Genomic DNA, 19,456 nt, shown 5'->3' on the forward strand with positions numbered 1-19,456 from the left:
AATCACCGACACCTTTATCCATAGCCCCTATTGACCGTGGTAACGATGTGGTGGCCGGCATTGTGCCTTATCCATTCACCGAATGAAACGCTGTTTTTTACCTCAACGGCGTAAGTATAGTCAATCTCTGTTTACATTTTGAGCGCGACCCATACATTCAGTGCGGATTCATCCTACCTTTGACCTCATGAATTCAGGTCAGTTTCCCCATTACTCCAGAATCTTTCACCGCGTTCCGCCATCTGCAATAACTGCTCACACGGCGTAAACCGCGAGCCGTATTGCGTGGTCAGTCGTTGCAGAGCAGCAACCACTTCACCCGCGCCGAGCGAACCCATATACCGAAACGGGCCGCCGAGGAAGGGCGGAAAACCAATACCAAATACAGCGCCGATATCGCCATCACGCGCGCTGCGGATAATCTTCTCATCGAAACAGCGTGCTGCTTCATTGAGCATTAACATGACGCACCGCTCGGCGATCTGCGCGGCGGTGAGTCGGCCCTGCCCCTGGACGCCAATAAGCGTATAAATTGCAGGGTCGACCTGTTTTTTGCTTTTACGCCCTTTCGCTCCATAAAGATAGAAACCACGACCATTTTTTCTACCTTTGCGATCGTCATTCAAAATTGAAGCAACAATATTTGCAGGCGCGCTAAAACGTTCTCCATATGCAGCCTCAAGCACTGGTATAATTTTAGTGCCCGTATCAATTCCGACCTCATCCAAAAGTTGGATTGGCCCGACCGGAAAACCAAACTTAACCAGCGCGGCGTCAATGGCTTCAACCCGCTCGCCTTCGGTCAGCATACGAATAGCTTCGTTAATGTATGGCGCTAAAATGCGGTTAACATAAAATCCGGCATTATCTCTGACCACTATCGGCGTTTTGCCCTGCTTTTTCGCCAGTTTAACGGTTGTGGCAATTGTCTGCTCAGAGGTCGTGGCATGCGGGATAACCTCGACCAGCGGCATTTTTTCCACCGGGCTAAAGAAGTGCAAACCAATTACTTGTTGAGGCCTAGCAGCATTCGCCGCAATATCGCCAATCGGCAAAGATGAGGTGTTAGAGGCAAAAATGGTATGAGATGCGCAATTTTGCTCAACTTCTGCCACCATCTGTTGTTTTAACACCAGATCTTCAAATACGGCTTCAATAACCAGATCGCGATGAGCGAAGCCACGGTAATCGGTTGATCCCGAAATCAGCGCCAGCTGTTTATCACGCTCGCTGGCTTTGATATGACGGCGGCAAACCTTCGTTTCAAGCTGATCCCAGCTGTACTTCAGCGCGTGGTTGATTCCCTTGGCATTTATATCTTTGATACGCACTGGCAAGCCGCCTTTACAGGCCGTCACATAGGCAATACCGCCCCCCATCAGACCGCCGCCCAAAATGCCTACACTGTTTAGCGGGCCGGGCTTCACATCACTTCCGGGATCCTTTTTCACATCGGTGTTGGCAAAAAAGATGTGCCGCAGCGCCTGAGACTGAGATGTCATCGCCAGTTCGCCAAACGCGCGGGCTTCGGCGTCGTAACCGCTGCTGCTGCCTTGCGCCAGGCCGGTTTCGATGACCTCAAGGATACGTTCTGTTGCAGGGTAGTTGCCCTGCGTTTTTTGCGCCGTCTTTTTACTGGCCATGCGGAATAACAGCGCCCGCCCCAGCGGCCCCGCTAGCACACGCTCTCGCACCGGCAGAGTACGGTGTGCGGGACTGTCCTTTTTGGCCAGTTCTACGGCCGCTTCCAGCAAAATGGTATGCGGTACAACTTCATCCACTAAACCCACTTTCAGCGCCTGTTTTGCGCGTAGTTGTTTTCCGGTGAGGATCATATCCAGCGCGGTACTGACGCCAATCAGACGGGGCAACCGCTGGGTACCGCCAGAGCCGGGCAGCAGACCAAGCTGCACTTCCGGTAAACCCAGTACGGTTTTAGCATCATCGGTACAAATACGATTGTGGCACGCCAGCGCCATCTCCAGGCCACCGCCGAGACAGGCGCCATGAATTGCGGCGATTACGGGGATCGGCAAGGCATTAATTTCCGCCATAATCTGCTGCCCCTGGCGTGCCAGCGTTTCAGCTTCCTGCGCGCTGCGACAGCGACCAATCATGTTGATATCCGCCCCGGCAATGAAATTATCGGGTTTCGCCGAAATGAACACCACGCCGCGTAATGCTTTGTTATCGCGAATTTGTTTCAGAATGACCCGAACCTGGGAGGCAAATTCCGCCTTCAGGGTATTCATTTTCTCTCCGGGCACATCAATGGTAACAACAGCGACGTTATCCAGACGTACGTTTAGCGTAAAAGCCGATGCCATTTCCATTATTCCGCCTCCAGAACCATTGCCGCACCTAGACCACCTGCAGCACAGGCTGTCACTAAACCAAAACCACCGCCACGACGTCGTAACTCATGGAGAGTTTGGGTGATCATGCGAGCACCGGTGGCGGCGAAGGGGTGTCCATAGGCAATCGATCCGCCCAGCACGTTAAATTTACTGTCATCAACCTCGCCCGTGGCATGCGCCCTGCCAAGCACTTCGCGGGCAAAACGTTCGCTACCCAGCAGTTGAAGATTCGCCAGCGTTTGTGCGGCAAATGCTTCATGCATATCGATCAGGGTTAAATCAGCCATGGTCAGACCCGCTCTCTCCAGGGCAAGCGGCGTTGACCACGCCGGCCCCAACAGCATGTCCTGCCAGACATCGATGGCGGTAAAGGCAAAACTACGCAGGTATCCCAGCGGCACCAGCCCCAACTCTTTCGCACGCGATTCCGTCATCATAATCACGGCGGCTGCGCCGTCCGTTAGCGGGGTACTGTTCGCCGCGGTAACGGTGCCGTGCTTTCGGTCAAAGGCCGGACGCAGTTTGGCGTAATCGGCCAGCGTAGAGTTGCCGCGAATATTGTTATCTTCTGAAAAAGGATCTTTGAAAGGTGGCGCGTAGGTGGTCATCACCTCATCTGCCAGTTTTCCTTCAGACCACGCCTGAGCGGCGCGCTGATGAGAACGGTGCGCCAGGGCATCCTGTTGCTCTCGCGTAATCCCATAAGTTTTGGCCATTTGCTCGGCCGTATCCCCCATGCGTAAACCGGTGGAATACTCGGCGACGGCTGGCGGTACGGGCATCAGGTCACGTAAGCGCAGTCGGGAGAAAAGTTTAAGACGCTGACCGGTGGTCCGGGCCTTATTGACATCCACCAGCACCCGCGCCAACTTTTTGCTAACGCCAATAGGCAGAACTGACGAGGAGTCCGCACCGCCGGCAATTCCTGCGCGAATAGTCCCCGCCATCAGGCTTTCCGCGACATTCGCCACCGCCTGGAAACTGGTGGCGCAGGCTCGGCTTACGCTGTAGGCATCGGTGTGCACATTCATCCCGGTTCCCAGCACGATTTCACGAGCAATATTTGGGGCTTCGGGCATTTGCACCACCTGGCCAAAGACCAGTTGCTCAATCACATCAGCAGAAATTTCGCTGCGCGCCAGCAACTCGCCAACGACCATTTTCCCCAAATCTACGGCGGGAATGCCATGAAACGCGGTTGCCTGGCGGGCAAATGGCGTACGCAATCCGCTTACGATGGCGATGCGATCGCCCTGGCGGGTAACCAGCGGTAAAGCCTGACTCATAACACTCCCCTGTAAAAAATAAAAATAAGTGGTCTGACCTGATCACAGTCTTAACCAATTTTTTACATTTAGCCAAGCAGGGAGAAAAGAAAGTGGGAGCTAAGACACAGTGAATAATCACTGACAGTGACGAAAAAGCCCTTGCTACTGGGTAACAAGGGCTTTTAAAGAAGGGATTAACGCAGACCCAGTTGGAAGATCAGCGTTTCAGCTTCACAGGCAAAAACAAAGTCGATATCCAGACGCACACCTTCAGACTCTTCAGTAAAGGTCGAGGTGATTTGGCAAGGCTCAGATTCCACGCCACGCGCCTTCTCAGTCAGAGCGGCCAGCGTTTCTTCTGCCTCTGCACGATTCGCGAACACACGGCTGTATGACGCGGTGCAATCGGAGTTGTCCATGATGGTGCCAACATCCATACAGCAGCAAACCGGGGTTTCATCAGCACTGCATTTACTCATTGTAGATTTCCTCTGTATTCGCACCTGTGGTGCCAGATAAACGATGGGGATATTTTACGCTCCCCTTATTCGCCTCTCCAGTCGTTAATTGTATGAAATGGGATAAGTGACCGAAATCACACTTAAAAATGATCTAAAACAAAAATCACCCAAACAGGTGAGTGTGCATACCCGCAATTTTGCCAGCTGGATCGCGTTTCCGAGATCAGAATTGAAAATATTTATAAACATACTTGCAACATTTCAGCTGGTCAGACCTATACTCTCGGCACTGGTCTGATTTCTAAGTTGTACCTCAGACCCTACACTTCGCGCTCCTGTTACGGTATGTAACATTGTTTGTATAAAAATAAATCAATGAGGTTATGGTCATGAGCCAGAAAACCCTGTTTACAAAGTCTGCTCTCGCAGTCGCAGTGGCAATTATCTCCACACAGGCCTGGTCTGCAGGCTTTCAGTTAAACGAATTTTCTTCCTCTGGCCTTGGCCGGGCATATTCGGGTGAAGGCGCTATTGCAGATGATGCAGGTAACGCCAGTCGTAACCCGGCGCTGATTATGATGTTTGACCGCCCTACTTTTTCAGCGGGTGCGGTGTATATCGATCCAGACGTGAATATTTCCGGTAAATCGCCATACACCGGACGCAGCACCGATGCGGACAACATCGCGCCTACGGCGTGGGTTCCCAATGCTCACTTCGTAATGCCGATCAACGAACAGTTTGGTTGGGGGGCTTCTGTCACGTCAAACTATGGCCTGGCAACCGAATTTAACGATAACTACATCGTCGGCGAATACGGCGGGAAGACCGATCTTAAAACGGTCAACCTGAACCTGAGCGGTGCCTACCGTCTGAATGATAGCTGGAGCTTTGGCGTTGGTTTTAATGCCGTCTATGCCGATGCAAAAATTGAGCGTTATTCCGGTGAACAAACTGCTGCATTGCCAAAAGTCAGCCAGAAAATTGCCAGCCTGAAAGGTGACGAATGGGGTTACGGCTGGAACGCCGGTATTTTGTACGAGCTGGATAAAAATAACCGCTACGGTTTAACGTATCGTTCTGAAGTCAAAATCGACTTCGATGGCGATTACAAGAGCGGCATCCGCACCCAGGCCAACGCGTTACCTGGCGCAGGCACGGCGTTCCCTTGGGGAACCACCAACGCCACCGTCCCAGGTTCTCTGACGCTTAACCTGCCGGAAATGTGGGAACTGTCGGGTTACAACCGCGTTGCACCACAGTGGGCTATTCACTACAGCATGGCTTACACCAGTTGGAGTCAGTTCCAGGAACTGAAAGCAACCGGCACCAACGGGCAGACGCTGTTCTATAAAGAAGAAGGCTTCAAAGATTCTTACCGCATCGCGCTGGGTACGACTTATTACATGGATAAAAGCTGGACCTTCCGTACCGGTATCGCCTATGACGATAGCCCGGTTCCTGCGAGCAAGCGTTCCATCTCCATTCCAGACCAGGACCGTCTGTGGCTGAGTGCGGGTACCACTTACGCCTTCAATGATGACGCGTCCATTGACGTAGGCGTTTCTTATATGCACGGCCAGAAAGTGACCGTCAAAGAAGGCCCGTATACTTTCGATTCTGAAGGTAAAGCCTGGCTGTTCGGTACCAACTTCAACTACGCATTCTGATTTTCTTCAGATATAAAAAAGGTGAGCTTTTTAGCTCACCTTTTTATTTTCATCCTTCCTTACTCAGAATCGATCTCTTTTAAATCGTCCTGAATATCTTTCGCGTTCGGGTTTTCTTCTGGTTTGAGTTTCCCACCGTTCGCAATAAAGTCATGACGCTGGAAGTAAGCTTCTCGCACCATGATGTAAGGGTCGGAAGATTGACGCAGCAGACCGTCGGAATCAAGCAGTTGCGCGCGGGTTTCAATCCCTTCAACCGTCCATTTACCTATCGACAACGGCCAGGTCAGCCAGGACAGTACCGGATACAGCGTATCCACCATGTCGCCGCCATCATCACGCAGCGTGAAGCTGCCGTAGAATGGAAGCTGCATATACGGTCCATAACCAACGTCATAGTGGCCTAACGTACTACCAAAACGGTGTGGTTCAACGCGCTGTAACTTCGGATTAGCCATACCCGCCACGTCGATAAATCCGCCCATACCTAACAGGGTGTTCAGGAAGAAACGGGTGAAGTGCACCATACCCTGATAGGGGTCGCCTTGCAGGAAGTAGTTGACCATAACGGCCGGCTCTTCAAGGTTGCCGGTAAAATTGCTCAAACCGTTACGCGCCGGCTGCGGGACATAATCACGCCAGGCAACTGCCACCGGTCGAACAACGTATGGATCTAAAACATTAAAGTTGAAGTTGTACATGGTGCGGTTGAACCCTTCAAATGGGTCCGAACGCCCCTGCTGTTCAGTACCAGAGCTCGCACACCCCACCAAAAGTGTGGTTCCCAGCGCAAGCGCCGACAGGCGAAGCTTCATAAGTGTCTCCCTGTGTATTATGGCTATCGCTGATTGCCATCCATGACGGAACGATGACGTATCCGCCTGTTTAGATGTGAGCGATTGTAACAGCACGTCAAATGATGTCTATATACCCTGTGTTACTGATTTGATCATAGCCTGGTAATGCGCACTCCGCGGCGGCTCTATTCTAGCTACCCCAATAAAAACTAACGTTACCATTTTTGCTATCTCAGACTTTCTCCCGCTGATTTTCGGACAAAAGCCGCTACGCTTTAGCAATACGTGCTAATTCAGGATTCGGCTATGAATGACATTGAGAACGAAAAGATTGATCGGCACAGCGACGAACTTCAGGTCGACAGTGACGAAAAGCTAGAGGGTAAAAAGATTGAGGTCAATGAGGACAGACTCCCCTCCCGCGCCATGGCGATCCATGAACATATCCGCCAGGATGGGGAGAAAGAAATGGAGCGCGACGCGATGGCGCTACTGTGGTCAGCCATCGCTGCGGGACTGTCGATGGGCGCCTCGCTACTGGCTAAAGGAATTTTTCATGTGCAACTGGAAGGTGTGCCTGGGGGATTTTTGCTGGAGAACCTCGGTTATACCTTTGGCTTTATAATTGTCATTATGGCCCGCCAGCAACTGTTTACCGAAAATACCGTCACCGCCGTCCTGCCGGTAATGCAAAACCCTACGCTCGGCAATTTTGGCCTGCTGATGCGCCTGTGGAGCGTGGTTCTGCTGGGTAATATTATTGGCACCGGGGTTGCGGCATGGGCGTTTGAGCATATGCCGATTTTTGATGAAGAAACCCGCGATGCTTTTGTCAAAATAGGCATGGATGTGATGAAAAACACGCCAACGGAGATGTTTTCCAACGCCATCATTTCTGGCTGGTTAATTGCCACAATGGTATGGATGTTTCCCGCCGCCGGTGCGGCAAAGATTGTGGTTATTATTCTGATGACCTGGCTGATTGCGCTGGGCGATACCACGCACATCGTCGTCGGTTCGGTGGAAATTCTCTATCTGGTCTTTAATGGTACGCTGCACTGGAGTGATTTCTTCTGGCCCTTTGCTCTCCCTACGCTCGCCGGGAATATCTGTGGCGGGACGTTTATCTTCGCGCTGATGAGCCACGCGCAGATCCGCAATGATATGAGCAACAAACGCAAGGAAGAAGCCAGGTTACAAGCCAGGCGGGATGAGCAAAAGCAGAAAAACCAGAAAAAACAGGCTTGAATGGTGACGGTTTGAGCAGTTGGGCGGCCTGAGGCTTACCGTTGTGAGTAAAAAACGCTATACTCGTGCCGCTTCGTCCCCTTAGTTAAATGGATATAACGAGCCCCTCCTAAGGGCTAGTTGCAGGTTCGATTCCTGCAGGGGACACCATTTCACAGTTCGCCACTCTCCGCAGTAGTTCGCAAAATCCCTTACACAGCAAGCTCTCAATAAAATATCAGTTCGTCATAGTTCGCAATGGAACGTTGACAGCCGTATGCTTCGGCGGGTAAAAAACGAGTAAATAATTTTACCCATCGGAATTTTACCCATGCTCACCATCAAGCAGATCGACGCGGCAAAGCCGAAAGATAAACCGTACCGGCTGCTCGACAGCAACGGTCTTTACCTTTATGTGCCGGTTACCGGAAAGAAAGTCTGGCAATTGCGTTACAAGCTCGATGGTAAAGAGAAGGTGCTGACGGTAGGAAAATATCCGCTCATGTCATTGCAGGAAGCCAGAGACAAAGCGTGGCTTGCCAAAAAGGATGTGTCTGTCGGCGTCGATCCGGTAAAGGCTAAAAAGCTGTCAGTCAAAGACAACTCGTTCGGCTCTATATATAAGGAATGGTACGAGCATAAAAAGCAGGTATGGTCAGAGGTATACAGCACAGAACTGTCACGCATGTTCCAGGATGACATTCTGCCGTTGATTGGCGGGATGGAGATTAACGAGATAGAACCAATGCAGATACTGGAAGTGATCCGCAGGTTCGAAGACCGTGGAGCAATGGAGCGGGCCAATAAGGCGCGGCGGCGGTGCGGGGAAGTATTCAGGTACGCGATTGTTACCGGGCGCGCGAAGTATAACCCGGCTCCTGACCTTGCTGATGCAATGAAGGGATACCGGAAGAAGAACTACCCCTTCCTTCCTGCAGACCAGATACCGGCATTCAATAAGGCGCTTTCTGGCTTCTCTGGCAGCATCGTTTCACGCATAGCGACTCAAGTTCTGCAATACACGGTACTCAGGACAAAAGAACTCCGGTCCATGCAATGGTCGAACGTCGACTTTGAAACCAGGACGATTACGATCACCGAAGAAGTGATGAAAGGCAGACGTCCTCACCTTGTCCCAATGTCAGATCAGGTTGTCTCTCTGCTTGAAACATTGAAGCCAATAACTCAGCCAATATCAAGATTTGTGTTCGCCGGGCGCAATGATAAAACAAAGCCGATCAGTGAAAACGCAGTACTGCTGGTTATTCGCCAGATAGGATATGAAGGTCTGGCGAGCGGACACGGATTCCGTCACCAGTTCAGCACCATAATGAACGAGCACGAATGGCCCGCAGATGCCATTGAGAAGCAACTGGCGCACGCTAACAGCGGTTCCATTCGTGGGATATACAATCATGCTCAGTACATGGATAAGCGTCGGGAGATGATGCAGTGGTGGGCAGATTGGTTGGATGAGAAAGTGTCATAGGGAATAAGCACAAAGCCTTGCAAACCGATGCAAAGCTTTGTGTGTCCCGCTTTTGTCTCACTATCGTGTAAAACACATCCGCACGGCATTCTCCATCAAGCCTGGTCGATCATCCAGATGTATGATGATAGAATGCTGCCTTCTTAAAACTCATTGACAACTCGAATGATATTTTTGGTTATTTTATATGCTTAAGAGAATTTCGAATTTTGTTGTTAGACTTGCAGCTCTGGTGAGCTTTTGCGGGATAGTTACAGGGTTTCAATCAAATGACATGGACCTTAAATGGATGGAGGTAGTCATGATATTGATATGGCTGCAAATGGATTTTAAATTGATATATTCATTTTTCAGAAAAAAATAACCACTTGCAGCATTAATTATTAATCATTTGGCGTTTTAGGCCAGATAGGATTCTCTGTGTCTACTCTCATTAACTGTATCCTGTACTCCCTCCACTTATCTAATAATACTGATTCCTCTTCTGTTGCAATACCAGAGTTGACTGCATCTTGTAGCCATTCGATCTCCGAATCGGCTAGTGCTCGCAGTCTCAATTTTTCAGATTCATCGGAGGGTTGTGATTCGGCATCGGGCTGTGATGGATTTTTAACAACATATCCATCTGAATAAATCCAGCCTCCAAAAATATCTACTTCATCTGATATCTCTTCAACCTCAGCAACACTGTGTTGATGTGGATAGAGAGTTGATACATCAGTAGTAATTGATCTCACAACATTATCACTATCGTACATTATTTTAACTGTATTGGTACCGAATAGTCTTTGAGAACTATACCACTCACGCCCCTGCTCATCGCGAAGGATGATAGCGCCATGCTTAGCTAAGAATTCTTCGTCTTCTGTTTCAGGGGAGGAAATAACAAAATTCTTCATATCCATCATGATAAACCTACCGTTACCCAAGTTGTGTTAATAAGCATTTGAAGCGGACGAACGTTTACAGTCTGCGCCCCCGCAGTGAATGTAATACCTCTGATTAATAATCCGGTATCGATAGCAATAAAGTTTGTAGAGGATGTCCCCACTGTCGATACCGATCCTTCCCTAAGCCTAATAACACCTTTTGCTGAGTCAGCCACTGTGACGGAGATGTTTGCGTCTGCTGAACCATTGAACGGAGCGGAACCAGTGGCATCTCCTGATATAGAAATGTTTCTGGCTGTTGTTAGCGTTGGAACCGATGCAGGAGGATTCCTTGTTGTATACACCTCAGCCCAGTCACTTTCTGTAGCGCCTGAGCGATTTTTTATAAAAATTCTCGGGTTATCAGTTCCGTTCATACTAAGTGCTATTCTTGATGAATAGAAATTTGTTCCCGATAAATTTAAATGGACATAGTTTTGAAAAGGATCCGGATTACCTGGGTCACCAATTGGCAGCGTATAAATGTTTGTGATACTGGTATTTGCTGTGCTTGCGCCAACCCCACCGAATCCGAACGCGCCAACAAGCATGAGAGCACCCGCAGCATTGTCAAAGACATTTGACTGCGCGTTCTTTTTGGCTGCTGTACCAGTTCCAAGATAATTAAGCATCCCATCGGCGCTATCTCTGGCTAAAAGACTTCTTGCTGCCGGGGTGAAATCAGTCTGTCCTGCTGTGGATGTTCCAGTGAAATATGGTAATTTATCCGCTCCTCCCGCAAGGGCAGAAATTGAAGTTATTTTCGCCAAACTCAACCAATTAGTGGTTGAGCTGTTTGGGTTATTTGTATTTGCATCAGCGGTGCTGATATATATTGTCGTTCCATCATTGCCAAGCAGCATCGCGCCTTTTGGGTAACCTGAGATGGCTGTTGAAAACGAAGGATCGTATGAGTTTAATGCTCCAGAGCTTGCCCATCTGGATAATGCTGAAAGTTCATAAAGAATTTGGTTCATATCCTGACCTTTGGGCGGTAGGCCGCCGGCAGATTTCAGGATCATAGTTATAGGTGGAAACCCTTGCTCATATGAAGCAGTGTTGTCTCCTGCCGGAGTTGTTGCAAGTAATGGCTCTCTTTGACCATTTATACCAAATGGCTTAGCCTGTTTTGCGGGGGCGTCTGTACGATTCATATCTAATCTCTGTAGAATGTGCCATCATTGAACGGATAGGCATCTGATGAAAATCCAAAATAAGGACTAACTATCTGTCGTATATTTACGAGAACTCCGCTTGGTACAGGGGTTACCTCGTAGTTATTCAGAATAGATTCTTCGTATGGTGCTAACTCAAATTCAAAAGTAATACCTATCGTCATATCTCGATAATTTACGCAATATGCCCTTCCTCTCTTATAAAATAGAATTTTAAGGAATTTATTTATATCTGGAATTGTTGCTACACTTATGTTGGTAAAAGCCTTGCAAAATATTAATGTTCTGTATGCGTCATCTCCAAGCCTGACATTGGTGGTTTCCTGAACTCCACCATAGAACGGAGAGTCATTAAATGGTGTGGGGTAATCAGGGCTTGCATCATCAGCTTCGCTGAAACCAAATGAATCGCTATCTATTGGCGCGACAATATATCTGCTTATCCCAACTTTTTTACCCCACATATCAAGGCCAAATGTTTCACACGTTGTCAAATCCCATACCCTTCTGATGAATTCATCTGTGAAATCATCAAGGTTTACAGCCTGATTAAATGTGTCAATTATGGATAATAGTTTTTTACTTGCTGAGTATTGGGTAAGTATTGTGTCTTCCCACATGACTCACCCCTTATGTTAATGTTACGGTAATGTCAGATTCCTGAATTGTTGGTACCTGATCTATCCCCATTGTTATGGCTGGACCATAGGTTGAACCATTAGTGGAAACCTCAAGAGATAAAATCCCAACCGTGTCAGGAGATATCGAAATGACTGGAGCGTAATATTTACCTGCGTTTATTGTTGATCCAATTCGTGCTTTCCCTATACCCTCATAACCACCATTGAATACCTTGGCAATCATGGCTTTCACTTGTGATGTGATGTCACTTGGTGGGTTAAGAGAATTATCTAGCTCAACTTTAAAATATACCCGAGTGGGCGTTGCTTTTTGCCACTGCATCACGTAAGAGGGGTATGGAGGCAGATAGTTAATATTATCGTAAACAGTATAAGAGGTATCTCCGTTCAGGTTTGCACCAGGGTTGTACGTCTGGAAAATAGACTCAGCCACATCTTCATCGGTGCCACCATACACACAGATGTAAATAGAGTGCGCCAGAACGGGAAAGCTTGTCGTCCCCTGATTTACTGTGGCTGCAGTTCTGTTTGACCATACATAGGCATCCAGCACGCCATTAGTTGCAAGCAAAGCGGAAAGCGTGGACGCGTCCTGATTTCGGCTGTTTCTGGCTACTGATTGTTTGCGTCGAGTTTCAAACGCAATGCGAGATTCAACGTCTACGCCTACAACGCCAGGGCTAACGTTTGTGATCGCATCCCATCCAGGTACTGCCCGGTAAATCTGATTTAATGCACCGGCTGCGCAGGGGATTGGCCCGGTTGTGTTATTAACAAACTGAACATCAATGCTTCCTGACGCTGGTATCGTTGCGGTGTCGATAGACCGGTAAATATATCCGTTGGTATCAACGGCGGTACTACCCGCTGGGATTGTGGTTTCAACCTTACCAATGCACGTCGCAGTAACAACTGTACCCTGCGCAGAAATCCGTTCCATGAAATAAATCTGACCAATCCCGTCCTGAAACCTGCCCGTTGCGTAGTCAGGGTTGACCTGATTAAACAGGCAGAGAAGCTTGTCATATTCCTGTGCGATAATCTCTGTATCGGATTGTGCGATCTGCCCTTGTGGTGAGCTAAGAGATTGGCTAGCCCCGCCACCGAGCGCCGTCGACATGTCAGTTAGTCGACCCGCGAGTACGTCAGAAACGTCAGGTACCAGCAGGCCATTCTCGGTGATGGTGACATCAGGAACGGCTGTATTTAATGTCGTCATAAGGTGGCCTGTGCAATATTTCCGTTTATATCGGTGACTCGGATCGTGCCGCGAGTTGTGCGTGTGTTTTTGTCGAAGAATACGGATGCCAGAGCCTGATCAACGATTGGCAACTTGAGCGCCTCTGTTTGCATCTTTTGCGCTATGAACCCAGGTGACGGACGCTTCCCAAGCACCTCTGTTTTCCACGGAATCCCTAGCGTGTTGTCGTAGTAGCATTCACCAGAGAACACCAGGCATGCGCTGGCAACATCCTGAGCGACGGAATACGACTCATCGGCGATCGCCATATTACCGTTGCCATCCAGCGTCAAATCCCACGTAGACGTGTCTAATTGCATGGTTCTGTATGTCATGTTGGCTTATCCGTTACGTTGGAGGTGACTGTTGACCCACCCGTCTGAACCCCTTCAACCGGATGCTTATGCTGGTCGTAGTTGTCTCGCAAGGTCTTGAGAGATGCGCTCTGTGTGCCGTTGTTATCGGTGATGTTGCCGCCAGCCGTGATATCCCCAGTTACATGAAGCATTGGGGTTGTCATTGTCACCCCATCAGGGGCGGTGACCGTTGCAGATGAGCACGTGATATTTACCGGATTTGGCGTTGTGATATTTATTGCGCCGTCTGAAAATTCAATGAACTGCGTGGGCTGGCCATTCAGGAAGCCGCCAAGATACAGCGCATCGGATTTGCTGTGCTTTCTGCCGCTGCCTGGCACCGATTCTTTTCGGTTTGCCCGAACCAGTGTTGTGTCTCTGTCGCATACGGCGATCATCCCAATGTCATCAACCACGGGATTCATGATGATTGCGCTGCTTCCTCGCTGCAGACGAAATACCGGTATGTTGAATATGGTCGAGTTCTGAATCATCGCCCCGCTCTGGTCCGTTCTGGTTACCAGTGGAATTGCATCCACAACAAGGTTAGGAGCTTCCCCTCTCACAGCCCGTACTTTCACAAGTTCAATAAAAAAGGCCCCTGACAGGAGCCTTTCAAATGTGAATTTAAGCGATTCGGGTTCATTTACTTGCGCACTGGTTGGTGTGAACAAATTTTCAGCCATTACCACCCTCTCCCTGCACTCTGTAAGCGATACATATTGAATGCCATGGTCCATCATTCACCCATGATGACAACTCATGGTTAACGCTGGTCAGCTTATAAACTCCGCTGGCATGAGGCAGGGATGTCTCTATCTGCACATTTCTTCCGGTAGTTAGCAGCGTTGAGAATTGAGTCTGAAACATCAGGCCGCCGTTTGAAAATATCGGATATCCAATGAGACCGTATTCCGGAGATATGAGCGGCATAACATCATCTCTGGTGCTATCCTGCGGCCAGAAAGAAATAGATGGCGGTGCGACAGACATGGCCACATTAACATCGTTACACAGTGATTCTAACTGAGTGAAAATGCTTCCCTCATAATGAGGGTTGGTAACAACCAGACCATCAAGTCCGGTGATATACGCCTTATACCCTGCCGCGTTACAGATTGCGTTAATGATGTCAGGAACCGGCGTTGCGCCATTAAATGAGAATGGTGATGCGGGTTTGTTCTGCAGGTCTGCATTTGCCGTAGCTGTAATCATCAATGCGGCATTTGGTATTGCATTCATGTTAGCGATGGATGATGTCATGTAACCAGCGAAGATGGCTGTTTCACCGACGAATACTTTCATGCTGATCCGCTCAGTATCGCTACCAAATAGCCCCATTGCCTTCGACGATAGCGCCGCCAGCATCTCAATACCCAATCCGAAAATGCTTACGTTAATCTGCGTACCGAACAGATTTCCAGCAGACTGAAATGAAACTGTCGCCCGGGCTTCGCTGATGGAAATGGTGTTATTGCCAGACTCATCGAAAGAAGATGTTTCATTCACAAACTCAAAGCGGAGAGATCGTTTACTGTACAAGCTCACTCTCCTCTATGTAGTAAAGAATGTATCTGCTTCCCAGTCCTTCCCAGTACGGATCTTTTTGTCCTACATTATCCAGGAAAACCAAATCGCCTACGAAGCCAAGATAGGAATATCTGACCATTCGGTTACCGTATAAACACGGAACTCCCTGCATAATTGGGTTACCGTTCACCGTTAAGTCCATATACATAAAGCTTTCGCGCTGAATTAAGCGGATTGTGCATTGCTGGCCGGCTAAGTTTACAGATACGGATTGCGACTTCTGAGGAACAAGGGAAACAGTTCTCATGTGATGTTCTCGTTTATTTCCTTAGCCAGCTCCGCAGCTTTCTGCGTTGCGCTGTTGGTTACGTCAAGAACTGGCTTTGAAACGGTGTCCAGAGCGCTTTGAAAGCCGGTTGTGATGGCATTTGTTGCCTTCCCGGCAATATCGCCTACAGAAGTTTTTAGCGATGACCATGATTTACCAAGCTCATCGACTGTCGATGGTGTAGAGCCAGCATCCTTTGTTGCGGACCCGGTTCCTGTTACACCCTGGCTGATTTCATCGTTAGTTGGCTTGCTGTTAGACTGTGAGCCAGAGAGAACAACTTCCATCTGCTGCATAACCTCCTGAAACACCAGATACACCGTCAGCATGGATACGCCGCGCTGAGAATTTACGTTGTAATCGTGATCAACAAGGTCATAACTCTGCAGCGTTTCTTTCGGCGTCTCGATGTCATATGTGTTTGCCGTTTCCAGCATTGTTTTGATGGTTTCAAGAGCACTGCTTTGGCTGGTAAACGTCAGATCGAAGATGTTTGGAATGCTGCCAGTCAGCCCCGTCAGGCCAGTAATGATGATCTCGCACCTGACAAGAGATGGCTCTTTCACCTTGTTGATTGACTGGTATTTACCATTCTCCACCGGAGCGTTGGTGATCTGTGCCCGTCCGCCAGGTTGAATAGATGCCATGCCGCTGAACTCAAGCGCCACTGCATTGGTTTTGCTGTTGCGGATCACGTACTGAGGGTGGAGAACGCTGTCGATTATGGAGAGCGGAGAGCCGCCACCGATCGCGTTGAATATGTCTGCTGTGTTGAGACTGAGAATGCTCATCGGTTCTCCGGGCAATAAAAAACCCGCCGGAGCGGGTTTATCTAATTGGAAATTTTCGTAGGCCAAAAATGAATGATGTGAACAATGGCTGCAGAAATCACCACCCATAGCGCCACTAACATCAGCGCGTACCAGGCATCAACCCCCATCATTATGTCGATTGGTTTAGCGAAGAACATCAATGTGAAAACATAGATAAATAAATACAGCACCGAACGTCTCATATCACGATTCCCCGTGTTTTCCATGAGTAAATTATACGGCAATTTTCACTATATTACATAAAGTTAGCTGTTATTTTACCGAACTTGAGAATGCTGCGTTTGTAGATGCGCGGCTTGCTTGTTGATTAATACTCTTTGTCAGCGCGTCAACTGTGGTCGGGTTACTGTTCACATTCACGGTGTTGATGTGGGTGCTGTTTTGTATCTGAGGCTGTCCGCCACTCGATGCAAGTTGATATGGCCTGTTGTCTGCCATTCTTCCCTGTGTCGCGTAATAGTTTCTGGCATTGCCCATGTTTCCATAGACCTTGCCGGTGTACTCTCGCGTTTCTTTTGGTAGTTGTGAAATATCGCTACCATTGGCGATCCACTTATCAACGTTGCCCATCCCCCAGTTATAGGCTCTGAGAGCGTTGTCGACGTTGCCATCGTAGCGCTTCAGTAACTGGCGCATGTAAACGGAAGCAGCAGCGCGAGACTTCTCTGGGTCGAGTCTTTCATCAATCGTTGAGTCCACTCGCAACCCCATATCTCGGGCGGTTGCTGGCATGAACTGATAAGCCCCGGCAGCACCTGAACTGGTGTTGTATGCCAGTGGGTTACCGCTTGATTCAGTCATCATCACGCCGTGGAGAAGATCATCCATTTCCCCCGGCACCTGCTGCATTCTTCTTGCTGACTGTGCGTGTTGTGCTGGTTCGTCAATGCCGAAAAATGACTTTAATGACTCCCATGTGATGAAAGGCGTTTTATCTCCATGCACCTTGTCATACATATAGTCGCCAATATTTTTACCTTCGCCTTTAGCGTCAGCATTGGCTTTATCTACAGCATTGGCGGCTGTTGTGGCCGCGATAGCTGCCATAACCAATGGGTTGGCTCTTAGTCCGGCAGCCAGCAACAGAAGAAGCGCATTCGCCCCGCCGACTGATTCTGTAAGTTTCTTAACTGATTCTCCGGCATCGCGAAAGAACCCAATGATGTCGCCATGGTGGTCTTTGATCCAGTCACCAAACTGTTTTAGCGCACTCATAACTTCAGGCGCAAAGGCGATGGCTATATCCTGTCTGATACGGTCAAATTGCGCGTCGAGTTGCCCCAAAGTAACCAGCAAGTTTTCCTGCTCTTTCACCTGGGCGGCGGTGATGTTCGACTTCTTCGTTTCTGAGTCGACCAGAGACTTTAACTCACCAGATTTAATCTTAGCTGCGTCTGTCGGGTCGAATCCGGCGGCCGCCATCACCTGCATCAGATTTTCCTGAGAGTGTGATTTGCCGTAGCGGGTGAATTCCCCCAGCGCCTTGTTAGGGTCGCCAAGGTTATTGATGTTCAGACCGGTACGCGCTCCCAACACCATCAGGTTTTGCGCCGCGCCAGTTAACCCACCAAAGATTGTCGGGTCTTTGATGTTTGCCAGCGCCATTCGTGCATTACCAGAAGCACCGATGAACGCATCGCCGTTTAACCCTGCCTGCTGGAATCCGCGCCGCATGCCAAACATCTTGTTAACGTCAGTGCCAAAAAACTTCGCCTGATTGCTCGCTCGAACGATTTCGTTTGAGGTTGATGTGAATAGTTGCTTTATGCCGTAAAGACCGGCACCGATACCGAGGAACCCGGCGGCCGCCGCATATGCTCCACGAAAGGAAGTCGTTGCTGCATTACTGAATTTCTTTACATCAAAAGCAGTATCTTTTAGATCTCTTCCTGTTTTTCTGGTAGACCGCTGAATTTTATCACCGGTCTTAACAATTTCCTCACCAGTTTCAGAAGTGGTTGCACCTATCCCCTGCCATTCCTTGGTAATCGTATCACCAAGTTCCTTAACGCCATCTTCAACCTTTTTCTTGCCGTTCAGGAACTCGTCAGCCTTGATTGTGACCTTATAGGCCAACTCGTTGATGATCATCGTTGCTCCTGGTACTTATGCCACACGCGCTGATTAAAGTTTTCCACTGAGATAATCTCGAGCAGGTTGTACATATCCGCTACGGAAAGCCTCTCCTGCAAATCGAGGTAAGAGGCTTTTCCGGAGCAGATAATGGCGTTGATGGTTGATGAGATATTGACGGGGAAGACTAACTTAGCCGGTAGAGCATCTTCCTCAAGAAAGGGATACTTTACTCTCCGGCGATCGTTAAAAAATCGAAGTTAACCTGAAATACCTTGTCCAGCAGGGAGCGAATGGTCGACACCTCTTCGAAGTCCAGAGAACCATTCACTTTCCGCTGCTGGCGATGGCCTTCACTGGTGATGATGATATCCACCGTCGACATCAGGCGATCGCGCAACTGACGGGCGACTTCCGGAGATGAGGCAGAGATGACGCTCAGGCCAACTGTTGCCAGCCCGGCGCACCCCATTGCGATCACATCAGCCGGGATGCTGCTGTAATTAGAATCACCCATAGCGCGGAAGATATCCTGCGCCAGAGTGTCGGCATCCCACGCCGACATCTCAGTAATGATGAATTCCTTACCCTTATCGCGGCCTTCTGTTTCAACGATGAAGGGGATCTCTTTACGTGCCATCAGATTGCGCTCCGTGTGACGGTCTCAAAGTGGAATACTGCCGGGCGTGGTTGAAGAACGCGGCGACCAGGAGGAGTCGGGGTCCAGGTGTACAGAACACCGTTAACGAAGTTCCACTTCGCGCCCAGCGCCGGTACGGTCAACGTGGCGTTGCATGCAAACGCAGAAATTGCCGTTCTCTCGGCAGCAATCCAGTCATCAATCAGGCTGCTGGCATTCGATGTAGCCATCAGGTTAATGGTGAACTCTGTCGGGTTGAAGATGAAGCCGGCATGGTATTTACCATCCGCAGACATCATGTCTTCTTTGTTCTGCAATGCGCCGGTTTCAAACATGTTGTCGGCTGCGTAATCGTCTACATCAAAACCGCCAGGATAGTAAGCAGGTACGACGATGCGCAGCTTGGAATTAGCACTTGTAATGTCAATTGGCATTTTGTCGT

General features: G+C 49.1%; 19 protein-coding genes and 1 tRNA gene. 4 read left to right on the plus strand and 16 right to left on the minus strand.

Going from position 1 to position 19,456, the window contains the following annotated elements; translation table 11 throughout:
* Positions 1-185: 185 nt before the first annotated feature.
* From fadJ to OGV65_RS22485, 3 genes are all read right to left on the minus strand, one after another.
* Positions 186-2,333: a fatty acid oxidation complex subunit alpha FadJ gene (gene fadJ, locus OGV65_RS22475; protein WP_286455432.1), complete on the minus strand. Its 2,148-nt coding sequence runs from the start codon at positions 2,331-2,333 to the stop codon at positions 186-188.
* Positions 2,333-3,643, minus strand: coding sequence for an acetyl-CoA C-acyltransferase FadI (gene fadI, locus OGV65_RS22480; RefSeq protein ID WP_016153879.1), 1,311 nt, complete (start codon positions 3,641-3,643; stop codon positions 2,333-2,335). The genes fadJ and fadI overlap by 1 nt, the downstream gene beginning before the upstream one ends.
* 176 nt (positions 3,644-3,819) lie before the next feature.
* Positions 3,820-4,104: a YfcZ/YiiS family protein gene (locus OGV65_RS22485; RefSeq protein WP_003834838.1), complete on the minus strand. Its 285-nt coding sequence runs from the start codon at positions 4,102-4,104 to the stop codon at positions 3,820-3,822.
* 371 nt (positions 4,105-4,475) lie between these two features.
* On the opposite strand from OGV65_RS22485, the gene fadL reads away from it, so the two are divergent.
* Entirely contained in the window at positions 4,476-5,756 is a 1,281-nt protein-coding gene (gene fadL, locus OGV65_RS22490; protein ID WP_016157062.1) for a long-chain fatty acid transporter FadL, read from the plus strand.
* 59 nt (positions 5,757-5,815) lie between these two features.
* On the opposite strand, the gene mlaA is transcribed toward fadL, so the two are convergent.
* On the minus strand, positions 5,816-6,571 hold the full coding sequence (gene mlaA / locus OGV65_RS22495) for a phospholipid-binding lipoprotein MlaA (RefSeq protein ID WP_003028190.1): 756 nt from the start codon (positions 6,569-6,571) through the stop codon (positions 5,816-5,818).
* A gap of 288 nt (positions 6,572-6,859) precedes the next feature.
* Between mlaA and OGV65_RS22500 the strand changes: the two genes are divergently transcribed.
* The 3 genes from OGV65_RS22500 (at position 6,860) to OGV65_RS22510 (ending at position 9,269) form a co-directional block, all read left to right on the plus strand.
* Complete coding sequence (locus tag OGV65_RS22500) at positions 6,860-7,801, plus strand: formate/nitrite transporter family protein (RefSeq protein WP_286455433.1); 942 nt, start codon at positions 6,860-6,862, stop codon at positions 7,799-7,801.
* A gap of 75 nt (positions 7,802-7,876) precedes the next feature.
* Positions 7,877-7,951: transfer RNA gene (locus tag OGV65_RS22505), tRNA-Arg, on the plus strand.
* Positions 7,952-8,111: 160 nt separating this feature from the next.
* Positions 8,112-9,269 (plus strand): tyrosine-type recombinase/integrase, encoded by a 1,158-nt coding sequence (locus OGV65_RS22510; protein ID WP_286455434.1) that lies wholly within the window; start codon positions 8,112-8,114, stop codon positions 9,267-9,269.
* A 383-nt stretch (positions 9,270-9,652) separates the two neighbouring features.
* Here OGV65_RS22510 and OGV65_RS22515 read toward each other — a convergent pair whose 3' ends face one another.
* The 12 genes from OGV65_RS22515 to OGV65_RS22570 form a co-directional block, all read right to left on the minus strand.
* Positions 9,653-10,177 (minus strand): tail fiber assembly protein, encoded by a 525-nt coding sequence (locus tag OGV65_RS22515; protein ID WP_286455435.1) that lies wholly within the window; start codon positions 10,175-10,177, stop codon positions 9,653-9,655.
* The gene (locus OGV65_RS22520) at positions 10,174-11,352 is read right to left on the minus strand and encodes a hypothetical protein (RefSeq protein ID WP_286455436.1); all 1,179 of its coding nucleotides are present in this window, start codon (positions 11,350-11,352) and stop codon (positions 10,174-10,176) included. Before OGV65_RS22520 ends, OGV65_RS22515 begins: the two co-directional genes overlap by 4 nt.
* A gap of 2 nt (positions 11,353-11,354) precedes the next feature.
* Positions 11,355-11,993: a baseplate wedge 1 family protein gene (locus OGV65_RS22525; RefSeq protein ID WP_286455437.1), complete on the minus strand. Its 639-nt coding sequence runs from the start codon at positions 11,991-11,993 to the stop codon at positions 11,355-11,357.
* Between the two features lie 10 nt (positions 11,994-12,003).
* On the minus strand, positions 12,004-13,233 hold the full coding sequence (locus tag OGV65_RS22530; protein WP_286455438.1) for a baseplate J/gp47 family protein: 1,230 nt from the start codon (positions 13,231-13,233) through the stop codon (positions 12,004-12,006).
* Positions 13,230-13,589 carry a contractile injection system sheath initiator gene (locus OGV65_RS22535; RefSeq protein WP_133085999.1) on the minus strand — a complete coding sequence of 120 codons (360 nt, stop codon included), beginning with the start codon at positions 13,587-13,589 and terminating at the stop codon, positions 13,230-13,232. The genes OGV65_RS22530 and OGV65_RS22535 overlap by 4 nt, the downstream gene beginning before the upstream one ends.
* The gene (locus OGV65_RS22540) at positions 13,586-14,296 is read right to left on the minus strand and encodes a phage baseplate protein (RefSeq protein WP_286455439.1); all 711 of its coding nucleotides are present in this window, start codon (positions 14,294-14,296) and stop codon (positions 13,586-13,588) included. Before OGV65_RS22540 ends, OGV65_RS22535 begins: the two co-directional genes overlap by 4 nt.
* Positions 14,289-15,152 carry a hypothetical protein gene (locus tag OGV65_RS22545; RefSeq protein WP_286455440.1) on the minus strand — a complete coding sequence of 288 codons (864 nt, stop codon included), beginning with the start codon at positions 15,150-15,152 and terminating at the stop codon, positions 14,289-14,291. Before OGV65_RS22545 ends, OGV65_RS22540 begins: the two co-directional genes overlap by 8 nt.
* Positions 15,142-15,447, minus strand: coding sequence for a phage baseplate plug family protein (locus OGV65_RS22550; RefSeq protein ID WP_071685182.1), 306 nt, complete (start codon positions 15,445-15,447; stop codon positions 15,142-15,144). Before OGV65_RS22550 ends, OGV65_RS22545 begins: the two co-directional genes overlap by 11 nt.
* The gene (locus tag OGV65_RS22555; protein WP_286455441.1) at positions 15,444-16,259 is read right to left on the minus strand and encodes a hypothetical protein; all 816 of its coding nucleotides are present in this window, start codon (positions 16,257-16,259) and stop codon (positions 15,444-15,446) included. The genes OGV65_RS22550 and OGV65_RS22555 overlap by 4 nt, the downstream gene beginning before the upstream one ends.
* 294 nt (positions 16,260-16,553) lie before the next feature.
* A complete protein-coding gene (locus tag OGV65_RS22560; RefSeq protein WP_286455442.1) occupies positions 16,554-18,392 on the minus strand; it encodes a lytic transglycosylase domain-containing protein in 1,839 nt (612 codons plus the stop codon).
* Between the two features lie 211 nt (positions 18,393-18,603).
* Positions 18,604-19,014: a hypothetical protein gene (locus OGV65_RS22565; protein WP_286455443.1), complete on the minus strand. Its 411-nt coding sequence runs from the start codon at positions 19,012-19,014 to the stop codon at positions 18,604-18,606.
* Positions 19,014-19,448 carry a phage tail fiber protein gene (locus tag OGV65_RS22570; protein WP_181633841.1) on the minus strand — a complete coding sequence of 145 codons (435 nt, stop codon included), beginning with the start codon at positions 19,446-19,448 and terminating at the stop codon, positions 19,014-19,016. Before OGV65_RS22570 ends, OGV65_RS22565 begins: the two co-directional genes overlap by 1 nt.
* Between the last annotated feature and the right edge of the window lie 8 nt (positions 19,449-19,456).

Source organism: Citrobacter sp. Cb004 (assembly GCF_030337065.1).
In the GTDB taxonomy this organism is placed as follows: Bacteria; Pseudomonadota; Gammaproteobacteria; order Enterobacterales; family Enterobacteriaceae; genus Citrobacter; species Citrobacter braakii.